Origin of the sequence: Halomonas sp. DP3Y7-2 (assembly GCF_019800795.1) — a bacterium.
GTDB classification, from domain to species: domain Bacteria; phylum Pseudomonadota; class Gammaproteobacteria; order Pseudomonadales; family Halomonadaceae; genus Halomonas; species Halomonas litopenaei_A.
Genome location: NZ_JAHVKJ010000007.1, coordinates 292,291 through 314,816, shown reverse-complemented (window position 1 = coordinate 314,816; position 22,526 = coordinate 292,291). Strand labels below are relative to the sequence as shown.

The 22,526-nt window shown below is 61.0% G+C and carries 19 protein-coding genes and 5 tRNA genes; 10 read left to right on the top strand and 14 right to left on the bottom strand.

The genetic code is table 11. The annotated features are described in order from the left end of the window. Positions 1-42: 42 nt before the first annotated feature. From KUV45_RS08350 to KUV45_RS08315, 8 genes are all read right to left on the bottom strand, one after another. Complete coding sequence (locus KUV45_RS08350) at positions 43-1,965, bottom strand: PrkA family serine protein kinase (protein WP_206941388.1); 1,923 nt, start codon at positions 1,963-1,965, stop codon at positions 43-45. 412 nt (positions 1,966-2,377) lie between these two features. Beyond that, positions 2,378-4,390, bottom strand: a complete 2,013-nt coding sequence (locus KUV45_RS08345; RefSeq protein WP_222162704.1) for an NADPH-dependent 2,4-dienoyl-CoA reductase — start codon at positions 4,388-4,390, stop codon at positions 2,378-2,380. Between the two features lie 323 nt (positions 4,391-4,713). Beyond that, a tRNA-Asp gene (locus KUV45_RS08340) sits at positions 4,714-4,790 on the bottom strand. A 3-nt stretch (positions 4,791-4,793) separates the two neighbouring features. After that, a tRNA-Val gene (locus KUV45_RS08335) sits at positions 4,794-4,870 on the bottom strand. A gap of 64 nt (positions 4,871-4,934) precedes the next feature. Next, positions 4,935-5,011: transfer RNA gene (locus KUV45_RS08330), tRNA-Asp, on the bottom strand. Positions 5,012-5,039: 28 nt separating this feature from the next. Further along, positions 5,040-5,116: transfer RNA gene (locus KUV45_RS08325), tRNA-Asp, on the bottom strand. A 40-nt stretch (positions 5,117-5,156) separates the two neighbouring features. Continuing rightward, positions 5,157-5,232: transfer RNA gene (locus tag KUV45_RS08320), tRNA-Val, on the bottom strand. Positions 5,233-5,450: 218 nt separating this feature from the next. Then, positions 5,451-6,161, bottom strand: a complete 711-nt coding sequence (locus tag KUV45_RS08315; RefSeq protein WP_222162703.1) for an alpha/beta family hydrolase — start codon at positions 6,159-6,161, stop codon at positions 5,451-5,453. Positions 6,162-6,326: 165 nt separating this feature from the next. Between KUV45_RS08315 and ccoN the strand changes: the two genes are divergently transcribed. From ccoN to fnr, 10 genes are all read left to right on the top strand, one after another. Further along, positions 6,327-7,751, top strand: coding sequence for a cytochrome-c oxidase, cbb3-type subunit I (ccoN, locus tag KUV45_RS08310; RefSeq protein WP_222162702.1), 1,425 nt, complete (start codon positions 6,327-6,329; stop codon positions 7,749-7,751). A gap of 23 nt (positions 7,752-7,774) precedes the next feature. Further along, on the top strand, positions 7,775-8,392 hold the full coding sequence (gene ccoO / locus KUV45_RS08305) for a cytochrome-c oxidase, cbb3-type subunit II (RefSeq protein ID WP_222162701.1): 618 nt from the start codon (positions 7,775-7,777) through the stop codon (positions 8,390-8,392). Positions 8,393-8,394: 2 nt separating this feature from the next. Continuing rightward, positions 8,395-8,607 carry a cbb3-type cytochrome c oxidase subunit 3 gene (locus KUV45_RS08300; RefSeq protein WP_206941393.1) on the top strand — a complete coding sequence of 71 codons (213 nt, stop codon included), beginning with the start codon at positions 8,395-8,397 and terminating at the stop codon, positions 8,605-8,607. Next, the gene (gene ccoP, locus KUV45_RS08295) at positions 8,604-9,536 is read left to right on the top strand and encodes a cytochrome-c oxidase, cbb3-type subunit III (protein WP_222162700.1); all 933 of its coding nucleotides are present in this window, start codon (positions 8,604-8,606) and stop codon (positions 9,534-9,536) included. The genes KUV45_RS08300 and ccoP overlap by 4 nt, the downstream gene beginning before the upstream one ends. A 127-nt stretch (positions 9,537-9,663) precedes the next feature. Further along, positions 9,664-11,091: a cytochrome c oxidase accessory protein CcoG gene (ccoG, locus tag KUV45_RS08290; RefSeq protein ID WP_224851980.1), complete on the top strand. Its 1,428-nt coding sequence runs from the start codon at positions 9,664-9,666 to the stop codon at positions 11,089-11,091. After that, the gene (locus KUV45_RS08285; RefSeq protein ID WP_222162699.1) at positions 11,091-11,615 is read left to right on the top strand and encodes a FixH family protein; all 525 of its coding nucleotides are present in this window, start codon (positions 11,091-11,093) and stop codon (positions 11,613-11,615) included. The genes ccoG and KUV45_RS08285 overlap by 1 nt, the downstream gene beginning before the upstream one ends. Beyond that, entirely contained in the window at positions 11,615-14,068 is a 2,454-nt protein-coding gene (locus KUV45_RS08280) for a heavy metal translocating P-type ATPase (protein WP_222162698.1), read from the top strand. The genes KUV45_RS08285 and KUV45_RS08280 overlap by 1 nt, the downstream gene beginning before the upstream one ends. Beyond that, a complete protein-coding gene (ccoS, locus tag KUV45_RS08275) occupies positions 14,065-14,304 on the top strand; it encodes a cbb3-type cytochrome oxidase assembly protein CcoS (protein ID WP_222162697.1) in 240 nt (79 codons plus the stop codon). The genes KUV45_RS08280 and ccoS overlap by 4 nt, the downstream gene beginning before the upstream one ends. Before the next feature lie 9 nt (positions 14,305-14,313). Then, positions 14,314-15,000, top strand: coding sequence for a sulfite exporter TauE/SafE family protein (locus KUV45_RS08270; protein ID WP_222162696.1), 687 nt, complete (start codon positions 14,314-14,316; stop codon positions 14,998-15,000). A 158-nt stretch (positions 15,001-15,158) separates the two neighbouring features. Continuing rightward, a complete protein-coding gene (gene fnr, locus KUV45_RS08265) occupies positions 15,159-15,899 on the top strand; it encodes a fumarate/nitrate reduction transcriptional regulator Fnr (protein WP_206941404.1) in 741 nt (246 codons plus the stop codon). A gap of 281 nt (positions 15,900-16,180) precedes the next feature. Here the strand turns inward: fnr and ttcA are convergent, their stop codons facing one another. From ttcA to KUV45_RS08235, 6 genes are all read right to left on the bottom strand, one after another. Next, complete coding sequence (ttcA, locus tag KUV45_RS08260) at positions 16,181-17,104, bottom strand: tRNA 2-thiocytidine(32) synthetase TtcA (protein ID WP_224851979.1); 924 nt, start codon at positions 17,102-17,104, stop codon at positions 16,181-16,183. 214 nt (positions 17,105-17,318) lie between these two features. Beyond that, positions 17,319-17,558, bottom strand: coding sequence for a hypothetical protein (locus KUV45_RS08255; protein WP_224851978.1), 240 nt, complete (start codon positions 17,556-17,558; stop codon positions 17,319-17,321). 85 nt (positions 17,559-17,643) lie between these two features. Next, positions 17,644-18,267 (bottom strand): 3'-5' exonuclease, encoded by a 624-nt coding sequence (locus tag KUV45_RS08250; protein WP_206941407.1) that lies wholly within the window; start codon positions 18,265-18,267, stop codon positions 17,644-17,646. Between the two features lie 65 nt (positions 18,268-18,332). Next, positions 18,333-20,147, bottom strand: coding sequence for a DUF294 nucleotidyltransferase-like domain-containing protein (locus KUV45_RS08245; RefSeq protein ID WP_222162695.1), 1,815 nt, complete (start codon positions 20,145-20,147; stop codon positions 18,333-18,335). Positions 20,148-20,233: 86 nt separating this feature from the next. Next, the gene (locus tag KUV45_RS08240; protein WP_206941409.1) at positions 20,234-22,027 is read right to left on the bottom strand and encodes a sodium:solute symporter family protein; all 1,794 of its coding nucleotides are present in this window, start codon (positions 22,025-22,027) and stop codon (positions 20,234-20,236) included. A gap of 38 nt (positions 22,028-22,065) precedes the next feature. Continuing rightward, positions 22,066-22,323, bottom strand: a complete 258-nt coding sequence (locus tag KUV45_RS08235) for a DUF4212 domain-containing protein (protein ID WP_206941410.1) — start codon at positions 22,321-22,323, stop codon at positions 22,066-22,068. Positions 22,324-22,526: the final 203 nt, after the last annotated feature.

Below are 22,526 nucleotides of genomic sequence, written 5' to 3'. Positions count from 1 at the left end.
ACAAGGGTGTCCGGCGCCGGGCCTGGCCCGGCGCCTTCACGGCTACTGCGACTTGCGCACTCTCAGGTACCACTCCGACAGCAGGCGCACCTGCTTCTCGGTGTAGCCTCGATCCTTCATCCGTGCCACGAAATCCTCGTGCTTCTTGATATCCGCAGAGGACGCCTTGGCATTGAAGGAAATGACGGGCAGCAACTCCTCGGTGTTGGCAAACATCTTGTGCTCGATGACACCACGCAGCTTCTCGTAGGACTGCCACCCCGGGTTCATGCCGTTGTTCTGGGCACGCGCCCGCAGCACGAAGTTGACCACCTCGTGACGGAAGTCCTTGGGATTGGAGATGCCCGCCGGCTTCTCGATCTTTTCCAGCTCATCGTTAAGCGACTGGCGGTCGAACAGCTCGCCGGTCTCGGGATCCCTGTACTCCTGGTCCTGAATCCAGAAATCCGCATAGGTGACATAGCGATCAAAGATGTTCTGACCATACTCGGAGTAGGACTCCAGGTAGGCGGTCTGAATTTCCTTGCCAATGAAGTCCACATAGCGCGGCGCCAGGTACTCCTTGATATAGCGCAGATAGCGCTCGAAGGTCTCCTTGGGCAGCTGCTCCTGCTCAAGGCGCTGCTCGAGCACGTACAACAGGTGCACCGGGTTGGCCGCCACCTCGTGATTGTCGAAGTTGAAGACCTTGGACAGGATCTTGAAGGCAAAGCGCGTGGACAGACCATCCATGCCTTCATCGACGCCGGCGCTGTCGCGATATTCCTGAATCGACTTGGCCTTGGGATCGGTGTCCTTGAGATTTTCACCGTCATAGACCCGCATCTTCGAGTAGACGCTGGAGTTTTCCGGCTCCTTGAGACGCGACAGCACCGAGAACTGGGCGAGCATGCGCAAGGTATCCGGTGCACAGGGCGCCTCATTGAGCGACGAATGCTCCAGCAGCTTCTTGTAGATGTTGATTTCCTCGGACACCCGCAGGCAATAGGGCACCTTGACGATATAGACGCGGTCGAGGAACGCCTCATTGTTGCGGTTGTTGCGGAACGCCTGCCACTCACTCTCGTTGGAGTGCGCCAGCACGATGCCATCGAAGGGAATCGCGCCCATGCCCTCGGTGGGGTTGTAGTTCCCTTCCTGGGTCGCCGTCAGCAGGGGGTGCAGCACCTTGATGGGCGCCTTGAACATCTCGACGAATTCCATCAAGCCCTGGTTGGCCCGGCACAATCCTCCGGAAAAGCTGTAGGCGTCGGGATCATCCTGGGAATACATCTCCAGCTGGCGGATATCGACCTTGCCCACCAGGGACGAGATATCCTGGTTGTTCTCGTCACCCGGCTCGGTCTTGGCGATGGCGATCTGGTTGAGGCGCGAGGGGTACAGCCTGACCACCCGGAACTGCGAGATATCACCGCCTGACTCCTTCAGCCGCTTGGCGGCCCAGGGCGACATCACGCTGCGCAGGTAGCGAGCAGGGATACCATACTCTTTCTCGAGCAGCTCTCCGTCTTCCTCGGGCGAGAACAGCCCGAGCGGAGACTCGTGCACCGGCGACCCCTTGATGGCGTAGAACGGCACACGCTCCATCAGCAGCTTGAGGCGCTCGGCCAGGGATGACTTGCCGCCCCCCACGGGGCCAAGCAGGTAGAGAATCTGCTTTTTCTCCTCCAGCCCTTGGGCGGCGTGACGGAAGTAGGCCACGATCTGCTCGATGGCCTCCTCCATGCCGTGAAACTCACTGAACGCCGGATACCGACGTATCACCTTGTTGGAAAAGATTCGCGCCAGTCTCGGGTCCTTGGCGGTGTCAATCACCTCAGGCTCACCGATGGCCTCCAGCATTCTCTCAGCCGCACTGGCGTAGGCGGAAGGGTCTTGACGGCAGAGTTCCAGATATTCCTGCAGGGACATTTCTTCCTGCTGGACGCGAGCGAAGCGGTTCTGCACGTGGTCGAAGATGCTCATCGATGCCTCCTGTGATGCCCGGGACTCGCTCTTGGCTCTCAGGCCTTTCCCGTCAGCCAGCGCCAGTCACGAGTGGGTACTCTCAGCGTAGAACAGCATTAGCCAAAAACGATGTGCAGGTCTTCAACGCTGAGCGTCCTTACCTATAAGAACTCTTGCCAGCAGAAGCGTTTCGTTGTCCAGACGAAATTCGGCGTAAGAGGGACCATGAACATGATAAGCGAGGTATTCACTAGCCGTGAAAGCGACGCCCGCCGCTTGATCACGGGGCTCGTCAGCGTCTACCGCGCCATCTTGCCGCAGCCTCCAAAATTGCACACAACGGCACACTTCTTAAGTAATTTTCATCACGCTTGCCTGGGGCGCGAGCCAGATCCTGATGGGCTGGCCCGACGCCACCAGAATGACGGCTCTAGAAGGACGCCGCCAACCTGACCCCCTGGTCAATGGCACGCTTGGCGTCGAGTTCGGCCGCCTCATCTGCACCGCCGATGATGGAGACAGCGACACCCGCCGCCTCGAGGGGCGCCACGAGTTCGCGCACCGATTCTTGACCGGCACACACCACGACCGTATCCACCTCCAACACACGCGGCTCGCCCTCGACGCTCAGGTGCAGCCCTTGATCATCGATATGCCGATACTCGCAGCCAGCCATTGCGGTCACACCTCGATGACGAAGGGATGCCCGGTGCACCCAACCTGAGGTGGTGCCCAACCCCTTGCCCGGCTTGGACGTCTTGCGCTGAAGCAAGTAGACCTGTCGTGGCGACTGCGGCCGGCGGGCCGGCTTCAGCCCCCCTGGCGTGCTGACCTCAAGATCCACCCCCCACTCGTCGCACCAATCCTGCAACGGGTCATCACCAGGAGCCGTATGGGTCAGCAACTCCGCCACATCGAAACCGATACCGCCAGCGCCTATGATGGCCACCCGGCGCCCGACACGCTGAGGAGCATCGATGGCCTCGGCGTAACTCATCACACTGGGATGATCACTGCCGGGCAACGCCAACGGTCTGGGTCTGACGCCGCTGGCCAGCACAACACGATCGAAGGCCAGGAGATCGTTGACACCCGCCTCGCAGGAGAGCCTGACGTCGACTTCCAGGTTGTCCAGCATCACCTGGAAGTAACGCAGCGTTTCGTCAAACTCTTCCTTGCCGGGAATGCGGCGCGCAAAATTGAACTGCCCACCCAGGATCGGCTGACGTTCGAACAGGGTAACCCTGTGCCCACGCTGCGCGGCACTGACTGCCGTGGCGAGCCCTGCAGGACCACCACCCACCACCGCCACGGACACTGGCTGGTCAGCGGGCTCAAGCGTCAGCTCCGTTTCATGACAGGCGCGGGGATTGACCAGACAGGACGTCAGCTTGCCCTGGAACGTATGGTCGAGACAGGCCTGGTTACAGGCGATACAGGTATTGATCTCGGCAGCACGCCCCTCCCTCGCCTTGCTCACCCATGCCGAATCCGCCAGCAGCGGACGCGCCATGGACACCATGTCAGCATGTCCGTCGCGCAGCACCCGCTCGGCCACATCCGGCATGTTGATGCGATTGGTGGTGATCAACGGGATCGAGACGGCGTCTTTCATGCGTCGCGACACCTCGGTGAAAGCGGCTCGCGGGACGCTGGTCACGATGGTCGGGACTCGCGCTTCATGCCAACCGATGCCGGTGTTGATCACGTTGGCACCGGCCGCCTCAACCGCCTGGCCCAGCGCAATGACCTCGTCGTAGGTACTTCCGTCCTCCACAAGGTCGATCATCGACAGCCGGTAGATCAACAGGAAACGCTCTCCCACCGCCGCACGGACGCGGCGAAGAATCTCCAGCGGGAAGCGACAGCGATTGTCGAAGCTGCCCCCCCAGCGATCCTCGCGCACATTGGTTCGGCGGCAAATGAACTGATTGATCAGGTAGCCCTCGGAGCCCATGATCTCGACGCCGTCATAGCCTGCCTGCTGCGCCAGACGCGCGCAGCGCACGTAGTCCTCGATCTGCTGCTCGACCTCATCGTCACTGAGCGCTCGCGGCTGGAAGGGGTTGATGGGGGCCTGCAGCGCCGAAGGGGCTACCAACTCCGGTGAATAGGCGTAGCGCCCCGCATGCAGAATCTGCATGCAGATGCGGCCCCCCTGTGCATGTACCGCCTCGACAACACCGCGGTGATCATCGAGCTGCTCAGCCGAGGTCAACTGCGACGCCCCCTGAAAAACGGCGCCCTCCGCATTCGGTGCAATGCCACCGGTCACGATCAGCGCCACGCCTTCGCGAGCACGTTCGGCGTAAAAGGCGGCCAGACGGGAAAACCCCTGCGGCGCCTCTTCCAGATTGGTATGCATGGAGCCCATCAACACGCGATTGGGCAATTCCAGGTGCCCCAGTCTCAGTGGGGCCAACAGGTGGGGATAGGCGGTCACGGCGCGGTCCTTGGCAGCCTTGGCTGCAATCTTGTTGTCGTGAGGTCCGGAGCTGGCACTGCATCAGGGCAACCAGTCTACGGCTATTTTCAAACAACTGTATGATAGCGAGTCAATCCTCGCCACCCCCAGAAAGGCAAAAAGCAGCGACACGATGCGAACCCCGCCAGCGCCATGGGCTAGCCCATAGCGTCAGTGTGGTGTAAACGCCTTGAGGGGACCCAAAACGAGAAAAGCCCCGCTGCAGAAGCAGCGGGGCTTTTCGGAATAACTGCCGGCAACGTGACCGGACTTTTTTCCAGCGTGTGCTGGGTCGAGCGAAATGGCGGACCGGACGGGACTCGAACCCGCGACCTCCGGCGTGACAGGCCGGCATTCTAACCAACTGAACTACCGGTCCGCGTGGTGGGTGATACCGGATTCGAACCAGTGACCCCCAGCATGTGAGGCTGGTGCTCTAACCAACTGAGCTAATCACCCACATCATTTCACACGGTGCGATGCCTCAAGTTTCCTGGAGCTCATCGACTTTGGCGTGTCATCGTGGCGGACCGGACGGGACTCGAACCCGCGACCTCCGGCGTGACAGGCCGGCATTCTAACCAACTGAACTACCGGTCCACATTGATGACGATTCGAGAAGTGACGTTGGCGGACCGGACGGGACTCGAACCCGCGACCTCCGGCGTGACAGGCCGGCATTCTAACCAACTGAACTACCGGTCCAACGTCTACAACTCTACGTGTCCAGCCATCACCAAGGTGATGGTGGGTGGTACAGGGTTCGAACCTGTGACCCCCAGCTTGTAAGGCTGGTGCTCTCCCAACTGAGCTAACCACCCCTGGTCACGTGGCGCTGCATTCTACAGAACATCGGGGGGATGTCAACGCGGCCAAACCATCTTTCTCGTTTTTTTTGTCGCCTATTTTGCCCGTGCATTCATCGACTTGGGCGGAAACGCAGGCGGCACAAGGGCTCACGAGATTCAGCGGCCCTCCGCAACGAGCCAAAACAGCCGTAAAAAAAATGGCGAGACCCATCCCCCTGACCGTAGCGGCATCAATTCACCTGCATCAACGTTGCTGCGCATTTTGCCGCGCGCTGCATCAGTTCGTCTCGTGTCACGCCGCTGGCACGCCGGGTCAGCCAGTCGTGATCACCGTCCTCCAGCCATTCGACGGTGGCCACCTCGGGCAAATCATAGCCTTGCACTTGCTCGAGGGTGCCAAACGGATCTCGGGTGCCCTGCAGCACCAGCGTTGGACACTTGAGGCGAGGCCAGTGCGCCAGGCGAAGTCGTTCGGGCTTGCCCTGGGGGTGAAAGGGATAACCCGCTACCACCACTCCAGGTGCCGTCTCCTCGGCCGCCAGCAGGGTCGCCACACGCCCACCCATGGACTTGCCCCCCAGCCATAGGCGGCCAGGCACGCTATGCGACAAAACGTCACGCCAGGTGCGCAGCTCATCGACCAGAACATCGACCTTGGGCGGCGGGCGCCGGCGCCCAAGCGCCTTCATCTGGCGCATGTAGGCGAATTCCACTGACAAGGTCGCCACTCCGGCGTCGGCCAGCGCCTTGCGCCAGGCGACCAGAAAGGGTGAATCGTGCCCAGCGCCTGCACCATGCGTCAAAAGAAGTAGGTCGTCACTGGCAGGGCCCGCCAGGATGCAGGGTCCAATGCCCTCCCATTGCCCGTGCTGTTCTCCGTGAAACGGGCTTTGCCGGCGCAATTCCTGACCAAAAATGTCGGATAAAAGATTTTCAGACATGGACAAATTTCCAAAGTTCACTGCCACCAGTGGCTAAGTGCCAGCCCTAGCCGTGCTGGTCTAGAATTCTGAATGGTTGTTGATCTGCATCATTCTGAGACTGCCGCTGGGTAGGCACTATGGCCGGGGGATCGTCCCCTTTACGCGATCGATGGGAACCTGATCATGAGCACAGCATTTGAACATCCGACCTACAACTACAAGGTGGTCCGGCAGTTCTCGATCATGACGGTGGTATGGGGCATCGTGGGCATGGCCCTCGGTGTCATACTTGCTGCCCAACTGGTCTGGCCGGAACTCAACCTTGGCTTGCCCTGGACAAGCTTTGGTCGGCTTCGCCCCCTGCACACCAACGCAGTCATCTTTGCCTTCGGCGGATCCGCGCTGTTCGCGACCTCCTATTATGTGGTCCAACGCACGTGTCAGGTAAGGCTGATCAGCGACAAGCTGGCTGCCTTTACGTTCTGGGGCTACCAGGCCGTCATCCTCTGCGCCGTCGCCACCCTGCCCCTGGGCCTCACCGAGGTCAAGGAATACGCCGAGCTGGAATGGCCCATCGACATTCTGCTCGCCGTCGTCTGGGTGTCCTATGCCATCGTTTTCCTCGGCACGGTCAAGATTCGCAAGACCTCGCACATCTACGTGGCCAACTGGTTCTTCGCCGCCTTCATCCTGACGGTGGCGGTGCTGCACATCGTCAACAGCGCGGCCATTCCCGTCACCGCCACCTACTCCATCTCCCTCTACTCCGGGGCCATCGATGCCATGGTGCAGTGGTGGTATGGACACAACGCGGTGGGCTTCTTCCTGACCGCCGGCTTCCTGGGAATGATGTATTACTTCGTGCCCAAGCAAGCCGAGCGCCCGGTCTATTCCTACCGTCTGTCCATCGTCCATTTCTGGGCACTGATCATGGTGTACATGTGGGCCGGCCCGCACCACCTGCACTACACCGCGCTGCCTAACTGGGCCCAATCCCTGGGCATGGTCATGTCCATCATCCTGCTGGCCCCCTCCTGGGGCGGCATGATCAACGGCATGATGACCCTGTCGGGCGCCTGGCATAAGTTGCGTACCGATCCGACGCTGCGCTTTCTGGTGGTCGCCCTGTCCTTCTACGGCATGTCGACCTTCGAAGGGCCGATGATGGCTGTGAAGACCGTCAATGCCCTGTCTCACTACACCGACTGGACCATTGGCCACGTCCACGCGGGAGCGCTGGGCTGGGTGGCAATGATCACCATCGGCTCGATGTATCACCTGATCCCCCGCCTGTTCGGTCAGAACGAGATGTACTCGGTCAAGCTGGTGGCAGTGCACTTCTGGCTGGCCACCATCGGCACCGTGCTGTACATCGCCGCCATGTGGGTCAACGGCATCCTGCAGGGCCTGATGTGGCGCGCCATCAATGCCGACGGCACGCTGATGTACACCTTCGTCGAGACCGTGGAGGCCAGCGGCCCCGGCTACATCGTGCGCCTGATCGGCGGTCTGTTCTGGGTGACCGGCATGCTGATCATGGCCGTCAATGTCGCGATGACCGTCAAGGGTTCCGCCAAGAGCGGTGCTCCCCTGCCACAGACCGCCTGAGTCAATGAAGGACCGAGACTGACATGAGACACGAGATCATAGAAAAGAACGTCGGCCTGATGGCGGTGCTGGTGCTGGTGGTGATCAGCTTTGGCGGCCTGGCCGAGATCGTGCCGCTGTTCTTCCAGAAGCAGACGACCGAGCCGGTGGATGGCCTCAAGCCACTGACCGCGCTGCAACTCGAGGGCCGTGACATCTATCGCCGGGAAGGCTGCGTCGGCTGCCACTCGCAGATGATTCGTCCCTTCCGGGCGGAAACCGAACGCTACGGCCACTACAGCGTGGCAGGCGAATCCGTCTACGAGCACAACTTCATGTGGGGCTCCAAGCGAACCGGTCCGGACCTTGCCCGCGTCGGCGGTCGCTACAGCGACGACTGGCACCGCGCGCACCTGTACAACCCGCGTGACGTGGTGCCTGAGTCGATCATGCCGGCGTATCCCTGGCTGTTCGAGAACACCCTGGATGGCGAACACACCCCAGCCAAGATGCGCACCCTCCAGACCCTGGGCGTGCCCTATACCGACGAACAGATCGCCAGCGCGACCAGCGATGTTCGCGGCGAACGGGAGATCACCGCGCTGGTGGCCTACCTGCAGCAGCTTGGCACAGTACTGCCCAACTCGGCAAAGAGCCCGTAACCATGGATATCGGAACCTTTCGCGGCATTCTCACCGGCATTCTGCTGGTCGCCTTTCTGGGCCTTGTGGCCTGGGCGTATTCCAGCCGTCGCAAGCGCGAGTTCGAACAGGCAGCCAACCTGCCGTTCGCGGATGACGACGAGCAACCGAACCGTGACCGCATGGCCGAGCAACAGGCCGATTCCCGAAAGGACAGGGGAGAAAAGAACACATGAATACACTCTGGGGTGATGCCCTCTCAGGCTTCTGGAGCGCCTGGATCATCGTCATCACGCTCGGCACGATTGGCTTCGCCTTCTGGCTGCTATGGGCCAATCGCAAGACCGACAAGCGCCCTGATGCAGACGGTACTGTCGAGACCACCGGCCATACCGCCGACGGCATTGCGGAATACGATAACCCGCTGCCACGTTGGTGGTTCCAGCTCTACGTTGCCACCGTGATCTTTTCACTTGGCTACCTGGTGCTGTATCCGGGCCTGGGCAATTTCGCCGGCGTGCTGGGCTGGAGTCAGGAAGGCCAGTGGGAGGAAGAAGTGGCCCAGGCCGAACAGCGCTTCACACCGATCTTCGAGAAGTATCAGGAAATCCCGGTGCCGGAGTTGATCAAGGATGCCGAGGCCATGCAGATTGCCGAGCGTATCTTCCTCAACAACTGCGCGATCTGCCACGGCTCCAATGCCAAGGGCGGCTACGGATTCCCCAACCTGACTGACACGGACTGGCTGTACGGGGGTGAGCCCGAGCACATTGTCGCCACCATCGAGAACGGTCGGAACGGACTGATGCCCTCGTGGCAGCAACTCGGCGCCGACAACATCGAGAACCTGACTCAGCATGTGCTATCGCTGTCCGGCCAGGCCGAAGATGCTGAGCGCGCTGACAAGGGGGGCGCGGTGTTCGGATCGGTGTGTGCGGCGTGTCACTCGCCTGACGGTACCGGCAACCAGGCGCTGGGAGCTCCCAACCTGACCGACGAGACCTGGTTGTACCAGGCACCGGGGCAGAGCCTGGCCGACTCGATTCGCCAGACGCTGCGTAACGGCCGCAATGGCCATATGCCTGCCCAGGCCGCCTACATCGGTGAGGAGCGCGTGCATCTGGTGGCGGCCTACGTCTACAGCCTGAGCCAGCCTGCCCAGTAATCCACAAGAGGGGGTCACCCCCGTATCCAGTGCGGCCAAGCGCCGCACTGGCCTCTCACCTACCTGACGATCGCTAGACTGACCGTCGGCACAACGACGAATGATCGGTCAGCGATGCGAGCCTGCCATGAGCGACAAGATACCCACCCACGATGTGACCGACAGCGCGGTATCCCACCACACACCCGAAGATTCCTCGTCACACAGCATGTACGAGAGCCGCCGTCATATTTACGTACGCGAGATGAAGGGCGTCTTTCAACGGGCCCGGCGTGCTGCCAACTGGGCGCTGATGCTGGGATTTCTGCTGTTGCCTTGGGTGCCATGGGGAGACCGTCCCGCGGTCTGGTTTGACCTACCGGGTCGCGAATTCCACATCTTTGCGGCGACCTTCTACCCTCAGGAGTTCGTGCTGCTGTCCTGGCTCTTGATCATCTGCGCCTTTGGCCTGTTCTTCATCACGGTGTTTGCCGGCCGGGTATGGTGTGGCTACACCTGCCCCCAGAGCGTCTGGACGTTTCTGTTCATCTGGGTCGAGCATCGTGTCGAGGGGCCACGCAACCGCCGCATCAAGCTGGACAAGCGCGCCCTTGATGCCGATAAGCTCCTGCGCAAGAGTGCCAAGCACGCGATCTGGCTGATCATCGCTGCCGCCACCGGCATCACCTTTGTCGGCTACTTCACGCCCATCGAGGGCCTGGTCGTCGACCTGGCCACCCTGTCAGCCAACGGCTGGTCCTACTTCTGGGTCGGCTTCTTCGTTGTCTTCACCTACCTCAACGCTGGCTGGCTACGGGAGCAAGTCTGTCTGTACATGTGTCCTTATGCCCGCTTCCAGTCGGTGATGTTCGATCGCGATACGCTGATCGTCTCCTACGATTATCATCGAGGCGAGCCCCGTGGCCCCCGCAAGCGCTGTGCCGACCCCACCGAGCAGGGACTCGGCCACTGCATTGACTGCGAACTCTGCGTCCAGGTCTGCCCTACCGGCATCGACATTCGCGATGGCTTGCAGTATCAGTGCATCACCTGCGCCGCCTGCATTGATGCCTGCGACAGCGTCATGGACAAGATGGGGTACCCTCGGGGTCTGGTTCGCTACACCACCGAGCATGCCCTTGACGGCAACAAGACCCATTTGCTCAGGCCACGCCTGATCGGCTACCTGGTGGCGTTGCTGGTGATGATCGGGCTGTTTATCTGGACCCTGGCCGACCGCACCCCGCTGGACGTCGACGTCGAGCGCGATCGGGCGCGGCTGTTTCAGACGCTAAGCGATGGGCGTATCGCCAACTCGTACGCCATCACCGTGCGCAATCTCGACAATCAGGCACACCGCTATCTGATCGAAGTCACCGGCATCGAGGGCCTGCAGAGCGATACCGAGTCACTCGAGGTACCCGCCAACGCGTCCCGGCAGCTGGTGATGACGCTGAGCGTAAATCCTGCTTTGATGGAACAGCGTAGCGCCGACATCAGCGTCCGCCTGCACGCTGAAGACGATCCCTCGGTCGCGGTGGAACGCGAAAGTCGATTCATAGGAGTCACCCCCTAATGTCTTCGTCCGATCCCCAGGTGCCGCCCTGGTACAAGCAGTTCTGGCCCTGGTTTCTGATTGCTTTGCTGCTGTCGTCGGTCACCTTCAGCATGGTCTACCTGGCGCTGTCGATCCGCTATTTCGATGGCTCGGTACCGGACGACTATTACAAGGAGGGGCTGGCGATCAATGTTCAGCTGGAAAAGCAGCAGCGCGCCGAAGCCCTTGGGCTGGCAGCCGATCTGCGGATCGATGCCACCACCGGGGACGTGGTCGTCCAGCTGCTCGGCGAAGAGCGCCCCGAGCGCCTGCAGCTGGAGCTGAAGTTTCCCACCGATGGCGACCGCGACCGCCTGCTGACCCTGAGCCATACCCGTAGTGGACAATATGTTGGCACCCTGGAGCGCAACCTTCGCTACCGCTGGTACCTGCAGCTCCAGCCATGGATCGAGGACGGCAGCGGCGATGATGCTGCCTGGCGCTTGACCGGCGAGGCCGAATTCCCGCGAGACAGCACCATTCATCTGACGCCAGGTCTGTGATGCCGGCTACCGATACTCCGCGGTCCTGCTACCACTGCGGCGCCACGGTGGAAGCAGGAGCCCCCTGGTCGATCACCATCGATCAGCAAGCGCACCCTCTGTGCTGTCCCGGATGCGAAGCCGTGGCTCACGCCATTGTCGACGGTGGCCTCGATAGCTATTACCGCTTTCGCACCGCCATGCCTGAGCGTCCCTCGGCCACGCCCGCGGACGCCGAACGCTACCAGGTCTTCGATGACCCCGGCCTGCAAGCCCGATTCGTGCGCCAGCGCGACGGGCATCAGGTCGCCACCCTGGCGGTGGACGGTATCACCTGCGCAGCCTGCGCCTGGCTCATCGAGCATCGCCTGAACGCTCTCGATGGTCTGGCCAGCAGCGCCGTCAATCTGTCGCAACATCGCCTGCAGGTGAGCTGGGACCCGAGCCAGCTGACGCTGTCACGCATTCTTGCCGAGATGGCGGCCATCGGTTACCCCTCGCAACCCTACGAACCCGACCAGGCTCAACTGCGTCTCAAGCACCAGTCGCGCCAGATGGTTCGCCGCTTGATAGTGGCAGCGGTAGGCATGATGCAGGTGCTGATGTTCTCGATCCCCCACTACGTTGACAGCGGGGACCTCAGCGCCGATTTCGACCAGCTGTTTGCCTGGCTATCACTGGCGCTGACGACGCCTGTCGTGCTGTATGCCGCTCAACCGTTCTTCCTGGGCGCCTTGCGGGACGTACGCTCGCGCATACTCGGCATGGATGTTCCCGTCTCCCTGGCCATCGGTGGCGCCTACCTGGCGAGCTGCTGGTCGGTGGTCAGCCAATCGGGAGATCGCTACTTCGATTCGGTCAGCATGTTCACCTTCTTCCTGCTGTTCGGTCGCTATCTGGAATCCCGCGCCCGCGCCCACTACGGGCGCCAGGGCAACGTTCTGGCCAGCGCCTTGCCCAGCGCTGCAGTGCGCGTCGAGGCCAATGGCGACGAACGGGTCATTCCCGCCAGCAAGCTCGAACCGGGTGATCGCGTGCGCGTCAGTCCTGGCTCACTGATTCCGGCTGACGGTGTCCTGACATCAGGCGTGGCACAGATCGACGAATCGCTGCTGACCGGTGAGTCGCTGCCCTCACTACGACGACAGGGCGATATCGTTCACGCTGGCACGCTGTGCATCGACAGCCCGGTGGAGCTCGACGTCCTGCGTGTCGGGGACGCGACCCGCGCAGCGGGCATCCTTGACCTTACCGACCGAGCCTTTGCCCATCGTCCGCGTATCGCCAAGGTGGCAGAGCAGGTGTCTCACCGCTTTGTCCTGAATCTGCTGATCATCACCACCCTGGTCGCCATGGCCTGGTGGTGGATCGACCCCAGTCGCAGCCTGTGGGTCACCCTGTCGGTACTTGTCGTCACCTGTCCCTGCGCCTTGGCACTGGCCACGCCTACCGCCTTGACCGTCGCCCACGGGCGTCTGCGTCGCGCCGGCGTGCTGGTCGCTCGCGCCGATGCGCTGGAAACCCTGGCCCGCCTCGACCGCATCATCTTTGACAAGACCGGCACCTTGACTCGAGGCCAGCTGCGCCTGGCCGAGCACCGACGCCTCACGGCAGACTGCCTTGCAGGCATCGACCCTCGTCAGCTGGCCGCTGCGTTGGAAGTCGGCTCGGAGCACCCGGTCGCCCATGCCTTCCGGCCCTGGCGCGACGCCCGAGTCACGGCCAGCGACATTCGCAACGTGCCCGGTCAGGGTGTCGAAGGTTACCTGGCTGGGCAGTGTTGGCGCCTTGGGCGCCCGGACTTTGCCCTGGCCAGCCAGCCCCCCCTCGACGTACCAGGCGACGGCCTGTGGCTGCTGCTGGCATGCGAGGGGCAGGCTGTCGCCTGGTTCCAGCTACACGACCAGCCCCGCACAGACGCCGCCATGACCCTTGCGGCTATCCGCGAAGCGGGTATCGAGATCGAGATCCTGTCCGGCGATCGACCCGGCAACGTTCAGCCACTGGCCGATCAGCTGGGGGTAGCGCAGTGGCACGGCAACGCCAGTCCCGAGGACAAGCTCACATTGGTCCGCAAGCGTCAGCAAGCGGGAGAGGTCGTTGCCATGGTGGGAGATGGCATCAACGATGTGCCCGTTCTGGCCGGGGCGGACCTCGCCATTGCCGTTGCTGGCGCCAGTGACCTGACACGCACTCGCGCCGACCTGATCTTGCTCGGCGAGCCGCTGGAGCGTATCGTCCAGGCTATCCATAGCGCACGCCAGACGCGCCGCATCATTCGCCAGAACCTCGCCTGGTCAGTGCTCTACAACGTCGTCGCGCTGCCCGCCGCCGCGTTGGGCTTCGTGCCTCCGTGGCTCGCCGCCATCGGCATGTCGATCAGCTCACTGCTGGTCATAGGCAATGCCCTTCGCCTGAGACGCGCGGCGCCGCCATCACCCTCACGTCTTGCCGTAGCGGCACATGCTCAATGAACATTCTCTATCTGTTGATACCGCTGTCGCTGATCCTGTTGAGTCTCGCGGTATGGGCGTTTTTCTGGGCGGTTCGCAACGATCAATTCGACGATCTGGAGGGTCCTGCCTATCGCATCCTGTTCGAGGACGAAGACCCGCCGACACCGAACCCATCCAGAAAGCCGGCAAAAGAGACGCCGGTCGATGACGCAATAGCCGACGAGCATGATTCCACGCCACCCCCTGGATCCTGAGCAGAACGCATGAACCCAGTAGGTCTAGACCTGCCGCCCGCGATGGCGGCTTTTGTCTTCGGGCTGCTTGGCGGAGCACATTGCATCGGCATGTGCGGCGGTATAATGAGCGCCCTGACCTTTGCCATTCCCCCGAGCATGCGCCACCCTGTTCGTGTAGGAATTTTACTACTTGGCTACAACTCGGGACGTCTGTTCAGCTACTGCCTGGCAGGCGCTATGGTCGCAAGCCTAGGCTCTGTGGTGGCGCTGGCACCGGGCATGCGGGACCTGCTGCAGGTGGTTGCCAGCCTGATGCTGATCACGATGGCGCTTTACATTGCCAACCTGTGGAAAGGGCTACGCTGGCTGGAGGCATTGGGCCAGCGCCTGTGGAGGTACCTGGAGCCAGCAGGACGTCGCCTGTTGCCAGTGGTCAAGCTACCTCAGGCGGTTGCACTCGGAGCCATCTGGGGCTGGCTGCCCTGTGGCCTGGTGTATTCCATGCTGGCATGGAGCATGGCCATCGCAGACCCTGTCCATGGAGCACTACTCATGCTCTGCTTTGGCCTGGGGACGCTGCCGGCACTGGTGACAACAGGGGTTGCTGCGCGCCAACTGCAGAGTTTGCTGGCACACCCTGCCACACGATTTATGGCAGCGGGCATGATTGTCGGTTTAGCCGTATGGAATATCCTACAAATTGTAGGAAATTGACGATCATCATATCGCCGTCAGATTATTGAGGCAAAAGAGGTATATGCACCTTTGACCCAATATCTGCGTGTAGAATAGCGACAATAGCATGCAGCAAGGGTAAGCCAGTTTCCTACATGCCCTGCTCATCATGAACCCCAGACCCACAGGAGCTGCGAATGAGTCCATCGGCCCAAGATCGACGGCGCCCCATGCTACATGAGACTCGTTGCGAGTCCTGCAGCTTGAGCTCCCTGTGCCTTCCGTTGTCGCTGGAGACCGCTGACCTCGAGCGCTTCGATTCCATTATCCGCCGTCATCCTCCGATCAAGAAGGGCACTCGCCTGGTCGAGCAGGGAGATCGCTTCACGAGCGTCTTCGCGGTTCGCTCCGGTAGCCTCAAGCAGATCACCACGGAGGGTAGTGGCGAAGCGCAGCTGACCAACTTCTTCTTGCCCAGTGAACTGGTCGGCCTGGATGGCATAGACGACGGCAGATATCCCGGCAGCGTGGTGGCACTCGAGACCACGACCGTATGTGAGATTCCCTTCGATCGCCTTGACGCCCTGACCCAGACGCTGCCGGAACTACGCGCGCAACTGTTCCGCACCCTCAGCAAGGAGCTGCGCGAGGATCGCCGCATGATGCAGCTGCTGTCGCGCAAGACCGCTGACCAACGACTGGCCTGCTTCTTCCTCGGTCTGTCGGACCGTTTCCGACGCCGCGGCTACTCGCCGTTCAGCTTCCGCCTGTCCATGTCCCGGGCAGATATCGGCAACCACCTGGGACTTGCCGTCGAAACGGTCAGCCGCATTCTGGGACGCTTTCAACAGCAGGACCTAGTGGCGGTCTCTGGACGGGAGGTCAATATCCTGGACCTCGCCTCACTGTCGAACCTGGCTGACACCGACGCCAGCTGATCCGCGGCGCTGACAGGGCCTGCGGCCGACAGCGACCGATAGACGTCGTGCCACGCCACGAGCCCAGCCCCCCCTTAGGTAGGGCGACGATATACCGGCTCCATCAACAAAAGAGGCCGCATCCCAGGATGCGGCCTCTTGCTATCTTATCGGGACGAGCGTTCAGACATTGAAGAGGGCCACTGCGTGATGTGGCCCTAGCTCGCTTCGCGCTTCAGCAGTGCCTTTTCAGCAGTGCCTTTTCAGCAAGGCATGTTCAGCATGGGCTTGTTCAGGGGAGCTTAGTCGGCGTCAACGATATCAATACGCCGAGCCTGGCGATGCGCCTGCACGGCCTCCAGACCTTCAAAGTCGAACAGCTCGCGGTCTGCCAGCTGCGAGGGTGCCACGTTGGTCACGGCCTTGAACATGCTCTCCAGGCGCCCTGGGTGCTTGGCCTCCCACTCTGCCAGCATTTCCTTCACCACCTGGCGCTGCAGGTTGGGCTGCGAACCGCAGAGGTTGCAGGGAATGATCGGAAAGGCCATGGCATCGCTGTAGGCCTGGATGTCCGCCTCGCGGCAGTACGCCAGCGGCCGGATGACAATGTTCTTGCCATCATCGGACAGCAGCTTGGGCGGCATGGCCTTGAGACTTCCCCCGAAGAACATGTTGAGGAACAGCGTCTCGAGAATATCCTCGCGGTGGTGTCCCAGGGCAATCTTGGTCGCACCGATCTCTTCCGCAAAACCGTACAGCGACCCTCGGCGCAGTCGCGAGCACAGCGCGCAGGTGGTCTTGCCCTCGGGGGTCTTTTCCTTCACCACCGAGTAGGTGTCACGCTCGAGGATGTGGTAGTCCACGCCAATGCTGTCCAGGTAGTCCGGTAGCACGTGCTCGGGAAAGCCGGGCTGCTTCTGGTCGAGGTTGACCGCCACCAGGGAGAAGTTCACCGGCGCATTGCGCTGCAGGCTGCGAAGAATCTCGAGCATGGTGTAGCTGTCCTTGCCGCCGGACAGGCATACCATGACCTTATCGCCTTCCTGAATCATGCCGTAATCGATGATGGCGTTGCCGGTCTGACGCCGCAGACGCTTCTGCAGCTTGTTGAACTCGCGCTTGGCCTTGGCCTGGGCGCGCTCGTCGTCAGCTGCCGGGGACGCGGCATCACGACGGTCGAGGACACGGGGATCAAACAGGGAGGCGGAAGCGGGCTGAGCAGACATGGGCAGGGCACATCACGGCTGAAAATGAAGACCCGCTAGTCTATCACTCACGTCCGCCACAGGCGAAGAAGTCAGCAACCACTCACCCCTGCGATTACGCTGGTTCACAACCGCGTGTCCTGGGCCAAGGTGCTTTTGACTAGCCGCCCTGTGACTAGCCGCCCTGTGACTAGCCGCCCTGTGAAGAGAGGACCTGTGACAAGACGACCTGTGGCTAGACGACTTGTAGTGCCAGCAGATAGCGCGCCACCACACCAAGCAACAGCAGCAAGATGCCGAAGCGTTGCCAGGCGTGCTCACTCACCGTCAGCGTCAGACGCTTCTCCCAGAACTTGACCATCCCCCACAGGTCACGGGTGCGGCGATAGTACTGGCAGTAAGCCACCATCACAGCCAACAGGCCAAGCGATAGCAAGGTCGGCTCAAGCAACATCATCAGACCATGAAGGCTCATGCAAAGATCTCCCCATTACGGTGACTACGGCACCTGACACGCCGCTCGTCCCAGGTCACGCGTCGTGACAGCGGCGTGGATGGAATCATCGGGACGACTCGGCCAGCGCGTCGGCGTCCAGCCGCAAATGCATCAGTGCCGTAGTGACGGCATCACCCAATGCGGTATGCCGTCCCATGATCGGCACTCCCAGGCGCTCTGCCAATTGTTCGAAAGTCGGCTGCAGCTCAAGTTCGGGGTGGCTGCGCCGCATCCGCTTGCGGTACTGCTGCGCCACATCGATGGTGGCGTTAGGCAACGAGAAGCCAAACTCCGCCTTGAGATAGCGATCGAGCATGGCCAGGTCAAAGTCGATGCACCACCCCACCAGCGGACGGTTGCCGATGAATTCCAGCAGCGTCTCGAGGGCATCACGCACCGGCATTCCCCCCTCAAGATCTACCCCACGCAGGCGGTGAATCTTGATGGAATCACCATCCAGGCTGGCCGGGGGCTCCAGGCGCAGATCAAGCGACTCGCTGGTCAACACGCGCCCATCGTGGATCCGCACTGCCGCAATCGACACCAGCTCGGCGCGACGCGTATCCAGGCCGGTGGTCTCGCAGTCGATGGACACCAACTCATCACCGGTGTAGGGATTGAACAGCCAGGCAAAATCGCCATCGGCTTGACGACGGCGGTCGGCCGCACGTCTGATCGCTCGCAGCATGGGGTACTCTCCTAAACGAAACCACTGACGCCAGGTCAGTTTTCCCTGAGGCGATGCCTCGACGCTCATGCATACTCCAGGTGATAACGATGGGACAGACTGCCCTTGAACTCCTTCACCAGATGAAGTGCCTCCCGCAACAGGTCACGCTCCAGGGAGTTGAGGGACTGCACCACCACGTTGTCGCTGGCCAGGAGATCATCGCGCTGGCACCTGAGCTGGGCCTTGAGCCTCAGCTCACTGAACAGTGACAGCGCCTCACCGAGGTCTTCCGCCACCTCTGCATCGAGGCGACCGAGCCTGGCCAGAGCGGACAGGCGATCGTGGGTCGAGGTCTCGCGCAGGCCAGCATCCAGCGCCATGGTGCGAACCCCATGAACGATCGGGAAGATGCCCCCTTTCTTGATGTCGATGCCGTGTGCGGGCTTCTTGAGCGAGCCGAACAGCGTCAATGGCGTAGAGAACCGCAGTACCGCGCGGGCCAGATGGGTCAGCAACAGCGCGTTGCCCCTGGTCTCCTCGATCAACACATCACGCAGGCGGTCCACCAACGCCATGTCACCTGCCACTCCAGCGACATCCACCAGAATCGCCAGGCTCATCAAGCTATTGCCATCCGGTTCCGCGACCCATCGCCGAATACGCCCGCGCCACTGCTCCAGCGTTCCTGTCCATTGGGGATTGGACACCATGATATTGCCGGGGCAGCGCGGATAGCCCAGGTCCATCAGCACCTCGGTAAAACGACGACTGTCCGCAGCCAGGTCCGGCCACTCGAGGTCGTCCGGGAGAATCAGCGCGTTGTCCTGATCCGTCTTGAGGATCTGCTCGCCCCTGCCCTCACTTCCCAGCACGACAAGACAGGCACGGTCGCGCTGAGGGCCGGGCATCGAAAACTGCCATGCCTTGCCAATAATGCGACCGTTAAGCGCTGACAGCATGCCCATGGCAAAGCGCATGCGAATTCCCTGCGCCATCAGTGCATCGATCAGCTCAGGCGTGCGCTGGCTGGCCTCGTTCAGTTCCGCCAGGCTGTCGGCCTGCTCCACCTGAAGACTGACCACATAGCTGCGACTGGAGAAATAGCTCAGCACATCGGTCAACTCGACCACGCCTTCCAGCGCGCCTTCGTGATAGACCACCACCCTGGCCACCTTGTGGCGGGTCATCTCGATCAGCGCTTCGAACAGGTACTGGTCCCTGTTGACGCTCACCAGTGCCAGGCCAGCGATACCTTCCAGGGCATCGCCCCCTCCCCGCTCCTGCATCACCAGCGCATCGAGCAGGTCGGTCTTGGTCAGCATTCCGGGGCCTTCCGGGGTATCCACCAACAGGCTGTCGGCGCCCTTCTCCTTCAGCGTGAGCACCGCCTGACGAATACTGATGGACGGGTCCACCAGCAGGGGTGGCCGCATGCATTCATGCACCTTGGCCAGCATGAAACCGGCCAGCGTCACGCCGCCATCGGAACGCCGCTCCGCCAGCAGCCGCGTCTTGCTGACCAGACGCTGGTGAAAGTAATCGGAGAAGTCCTCGGACTGTTCGCACAGCGAGAGGAACAACGCCCTGGGCATCAGGTAGCACAGGGTTTCCTGTTCGGCGACAAAACGATAGCGGCTCTGGCCGTTGATGACGCTGATCGCGCCAAACAGATCGCCACTGGTGTAGTGGCCAATGCGTCCCCCGGTGGAGGACTCGTTCATGTCCAGTTCGGCGACTTCGCCCTTGTGAATCACAAAGACGAACTCGCCGGCCTGTCCAGCCTCGAGAATCACTTCATCCCGCGCGTAGTACGCCAGATCAAGCCCTGCGCGAATACGCTCGCGTCCGGCATCATCCAGCAGCGCAAAGGGAGGTTCTGTGACGTTGATGTCGATCATCGTTCGCTCCGTGCTCAACCCCGGCTGTCCCGGGGCTGAGCAGGTTGGCGAAGAGGAGCCCACGGCGCTGGGCCCCTCGTCCCGTTCTAGTGTGCGTGGGCCACACCAGCGCCTCTTGGCACCCGCACGTTCTCGACCAGTTCCTGGATGTGTTCCGGCGGAGCGGCAGTTGCCCGCGATACCACGAACGCCACCACAAAGTGCAGGATCATGCCGAGCGTACCGATACCTTCCGGCGAAATACCAAACCACCAGATCGACGGATCCGTGTTGATGAACTTGGTATAGACGATATAGGTAAAGGTGAAGCTGAGACCCAGCACCATGCCGACGATGGCCCCCTCGCGGTTCATGCGCTTGTCGAAGATGCCAAGCAGAATGGCCGGGAAGAAGGACGACGCTGCCAAGCCGAAGGCAAACGCCACCACCTGGGCCACAAAGCCCGGAGGATTGATGCCAAAGTAGCCGGCCACCACGACTGCCACCGCGGCAGCGCCACGAGCAGCCAGCAGCTCTCCCTTCTCGCTGAGGTTCGGGTTGATCTGCTTCTTGATCAGGTCATGGGACACAGCCGCCGAAATGACCAGCAACAGCCCGGCCGCGGTCGACAGTGCTGCCGCTACACCACCGGCCGCCATCAGCGCGATCACCCAGGCTGGCAAGCCACCGATCTCGGGGTTGGCCAGCACGATGATATCGCGATCGATATACACCTCGTTGGCGCTGTCGGTGGGTGCATTGGTGACCACCCGCTGACCGTAGCTACCCGTGGAGGCTTCTTCCAGGGGACCGCTCTCGAAGGTGGGCTTGCCCTCGAACGGCGCGCCTGGCCCCATCTGCACCCTGCCATCGTCGTTCTTGTCGAGCCAGCCGATCAGGCCAACCGTCTCCCAGCTCTTGAACCAGCCAGGAACCTCCTCATAGCTTGTCTCGTTCACGGTCTCGATGATGTTGGTGCGAGCGAATACCCCCACCGCCGGTGCAGTGGTATACAGCAAGGCGATGAACACCAGGGCCCAACCGGCGCTGACCCGCGCATCACGAACCCGCGGCACGGTGAAGAACCGCACGATGACGTGAGGCAGACCTGCCGTACCACACATCAGCGCAGCGGTGATGAAGAACACGTTGATCATCGGCTGACTACCGTCGGTATAGGGCGTGATACCGAGATCTGTCAGCAGGCCATCGAGACGATCAAGGATGTATTGACCGCTATCGTTACCTGCTGCATCAACGAAGGTCGCACCGAGGCCGGTCTGGGGCAGCACGTGACCGGTCATCATGATCGACAGAAACACCGCCGGTACAATGAAGGCGGTGATCAGCACGCAATACTGAGCCACCTGGGTATAGGTAATGCCCTTCATTCCCCCCAGTACCGCATAGAAGAAGACGATGACCATGCCGATGACAACGCCGAGGTTCACGTCCACTTCGAGGAAGCGCGCGAAAACGATGCCAACACCTCGCATCTGTCCAGCCACGTAGGTGAACGAGACGAAGATGACGCAGATGACCGCTACGGTCCTCGCGATATTCGAGTAGTAACGGTCGCCGATGAAATCTGGCACCGTGAACTTTCCGAACTTGCGCAGGTAAGGAGCCAGCAGCATTGCCAGCATGACGTAGCCACCGGTCCAGCCCATCAGGTAGACGGAGGCGTCATAGCCCAGGTAGGCGATCAACCCTGCCATCGAAATGAACGACGCCGCGGACATCCAGTCAGCTGCGGTCGCCATGCCATTGGCTGCGGGATGAACACCTCCCCCCGCGACATAGAAGTCCTTGGTGGAGCCGGCCCGCGACCAGATCGCGATACCGATGTAGAGAGCGAATGACGCCCCTACAAAGAGATAGGTAAGCAGTTGTACATCCATGGAATCAATTCCCGTTCATTGACGTTATTTTGCGGGTTTCACTGTTCGTGGACGTCGTACTCTTCATCGAGTCGATTCATCTTCCAGGCGTAGAAAATAATCAGCACGATGAAGGTGTAGATGGATCCCTGCTGTGCAAACCAGAAGCCTAACTTGAAGCCAAAGAAGCGGATGTTATTGAGCACATCCACCAGGAGAATGCCGAAGCCATAGGAGACGACAAACCAGACGGCAAGACAGCCAAGAATGGTTCTAATATTTCGTTTCCAGTAGGCCTGTGCGCTCTTGTCTAGCATAAGGCTACCCTCAAGAAGTGGTTTGTTCGCCAAATGCCCTGTCAGGCAGAGCTAAAAGGCTCGAACAAAAGACTAGTCAAAAGGGCTTTTAGAGGAACGATAACTTTAGTCGAAAATCATAAATGCAGTGCACCATGTTATGAGAAACTTCTTTTAATTCAATAAAATAAAAACATTCAACAAATATTAGCCGTTGGTCTATC

Bases quoted from the DNA above. Each gene is read 5' to 3' on its own strand.
- KUV45_RS08350 (WP_206941388.1), bottom strand. From the start codon at position 1,965: ATGAGCATCTTCGACCACGTGCAGAACCGCTTCGCTCGCGTCCAGCAG.
- KUV45_RS08315 (WP_222162703.1), bottom strand. From the start codon at position 6,161: ATGTCTGAAAATCTTTTATCCGACATTTTTGGTCAGGAATTGCGCCGG.
- ccoN (WP_222162702.1), top strand. From the start codon at position 6,327: ATGAGCACAGCATTTGAACATCCGACCTACAACTACAAGGTGGTCCGG.
- ccoO (WP_222162701.1), top strand. From the start codon at position 7,775: ATGAGACACGAGATCATAGAAAAGAACGTCGGCCTGATGGCGGTGCTG.
- KUV45_RS08300 (WP_206941393.1), top strand. From the start codon at position 8,395: ATGGATATCGGAACCTTTCGCGGCATTCTCACCGGCATTCTGCTGGTC.
- ccoP (WP_222162700.1), top strand. From the start codon at position 8,604: ATGAATACACTCTGGGGTGATGCCCTCTCAGGCTTCTGGAGCGCCTGG.
- ccoG (WP_224851980.1), top strand. From the start codon at position 9,664: ATGAGCGACAAGATACCCACCCACGATGTGACCGACAGCGCGGTATCC.
- KUV45_RS08285 (WP_222162699.1), top strand. From the start codon at position 11,091: ATGTCTTCGTCCGATCCCCAGGTGCCGCCCTGGTACAAGCAGTTCTGG.
- KUV45_RS08280 (WP_222162698.1), top strand. From the start codon at position 11,615: ATGCCGGCTACCGATACTCCGCGGTCCTGCTACCACTGCGGCGCCACG.
- ccoS (WP_222162697.1), top strand. From the start codon at position 14,065: ATGAACATTCTCTATCTGTTGATACCGCTGTCGCTGATCCTGTTGAGT.
- KUV45_RS08270 (WP_222162696.1), top strand. From the start codon at position 14,314: ATGAACCCAGTAGGTCTAGACCTGCCGCCCGCGATGGCGGCTTTTGTC.
- fnr (WP_206941404.1), top strand. From the start codon at position 15,159: ATGAGTCCATCGGCCCAAGATCGACGGCGCCCCATGCTACATGAGACT.
- ttcA (WP_224851979.1), bottom strand. From the start codon at position 17,104: ATGTCTGCTCAGCCCGCTTCCGCCTCCCTGTTTGATCCCCGTGTCCTC.
- KUV45_RS08255 (WP_224851978.1), bottom strand. From the start codon at position 17,558: ATGAGCCTTCATGGTCTGATGATGTTGCTTGAGCCGACCTTGCTATCG.
- KUV45_RS08250 (WP_206941407.1), bottom strand. From the start codon at position 18,267: ATGCTGCGAGCGATCAGACGTGCGGCCGACCGCCGTCGTCAAGCCGAT.
- KUV45_RS08245 (WP_222162695.1), bottom strand. From the start codon at position 20,147: ATGATCGACATCAACGTCACAGAACCTCCCTTTGCGCTGCTGGATGAT.
- KUV45_RS08240 (WP_206941409.1), bottom strand. From the start codon at position 22,027: ATGGATGTACAACTGCTTACCTATCTCTTTGTAGGGGCGTCATTCGCT.
- KUV45_RS08235 (WP_206941410.1), bottom strand. From the start codon at position 22,323: ATGCTAGACAAGAGCGCACAGGCCTACTGGAAACGAAATATTAGAACC.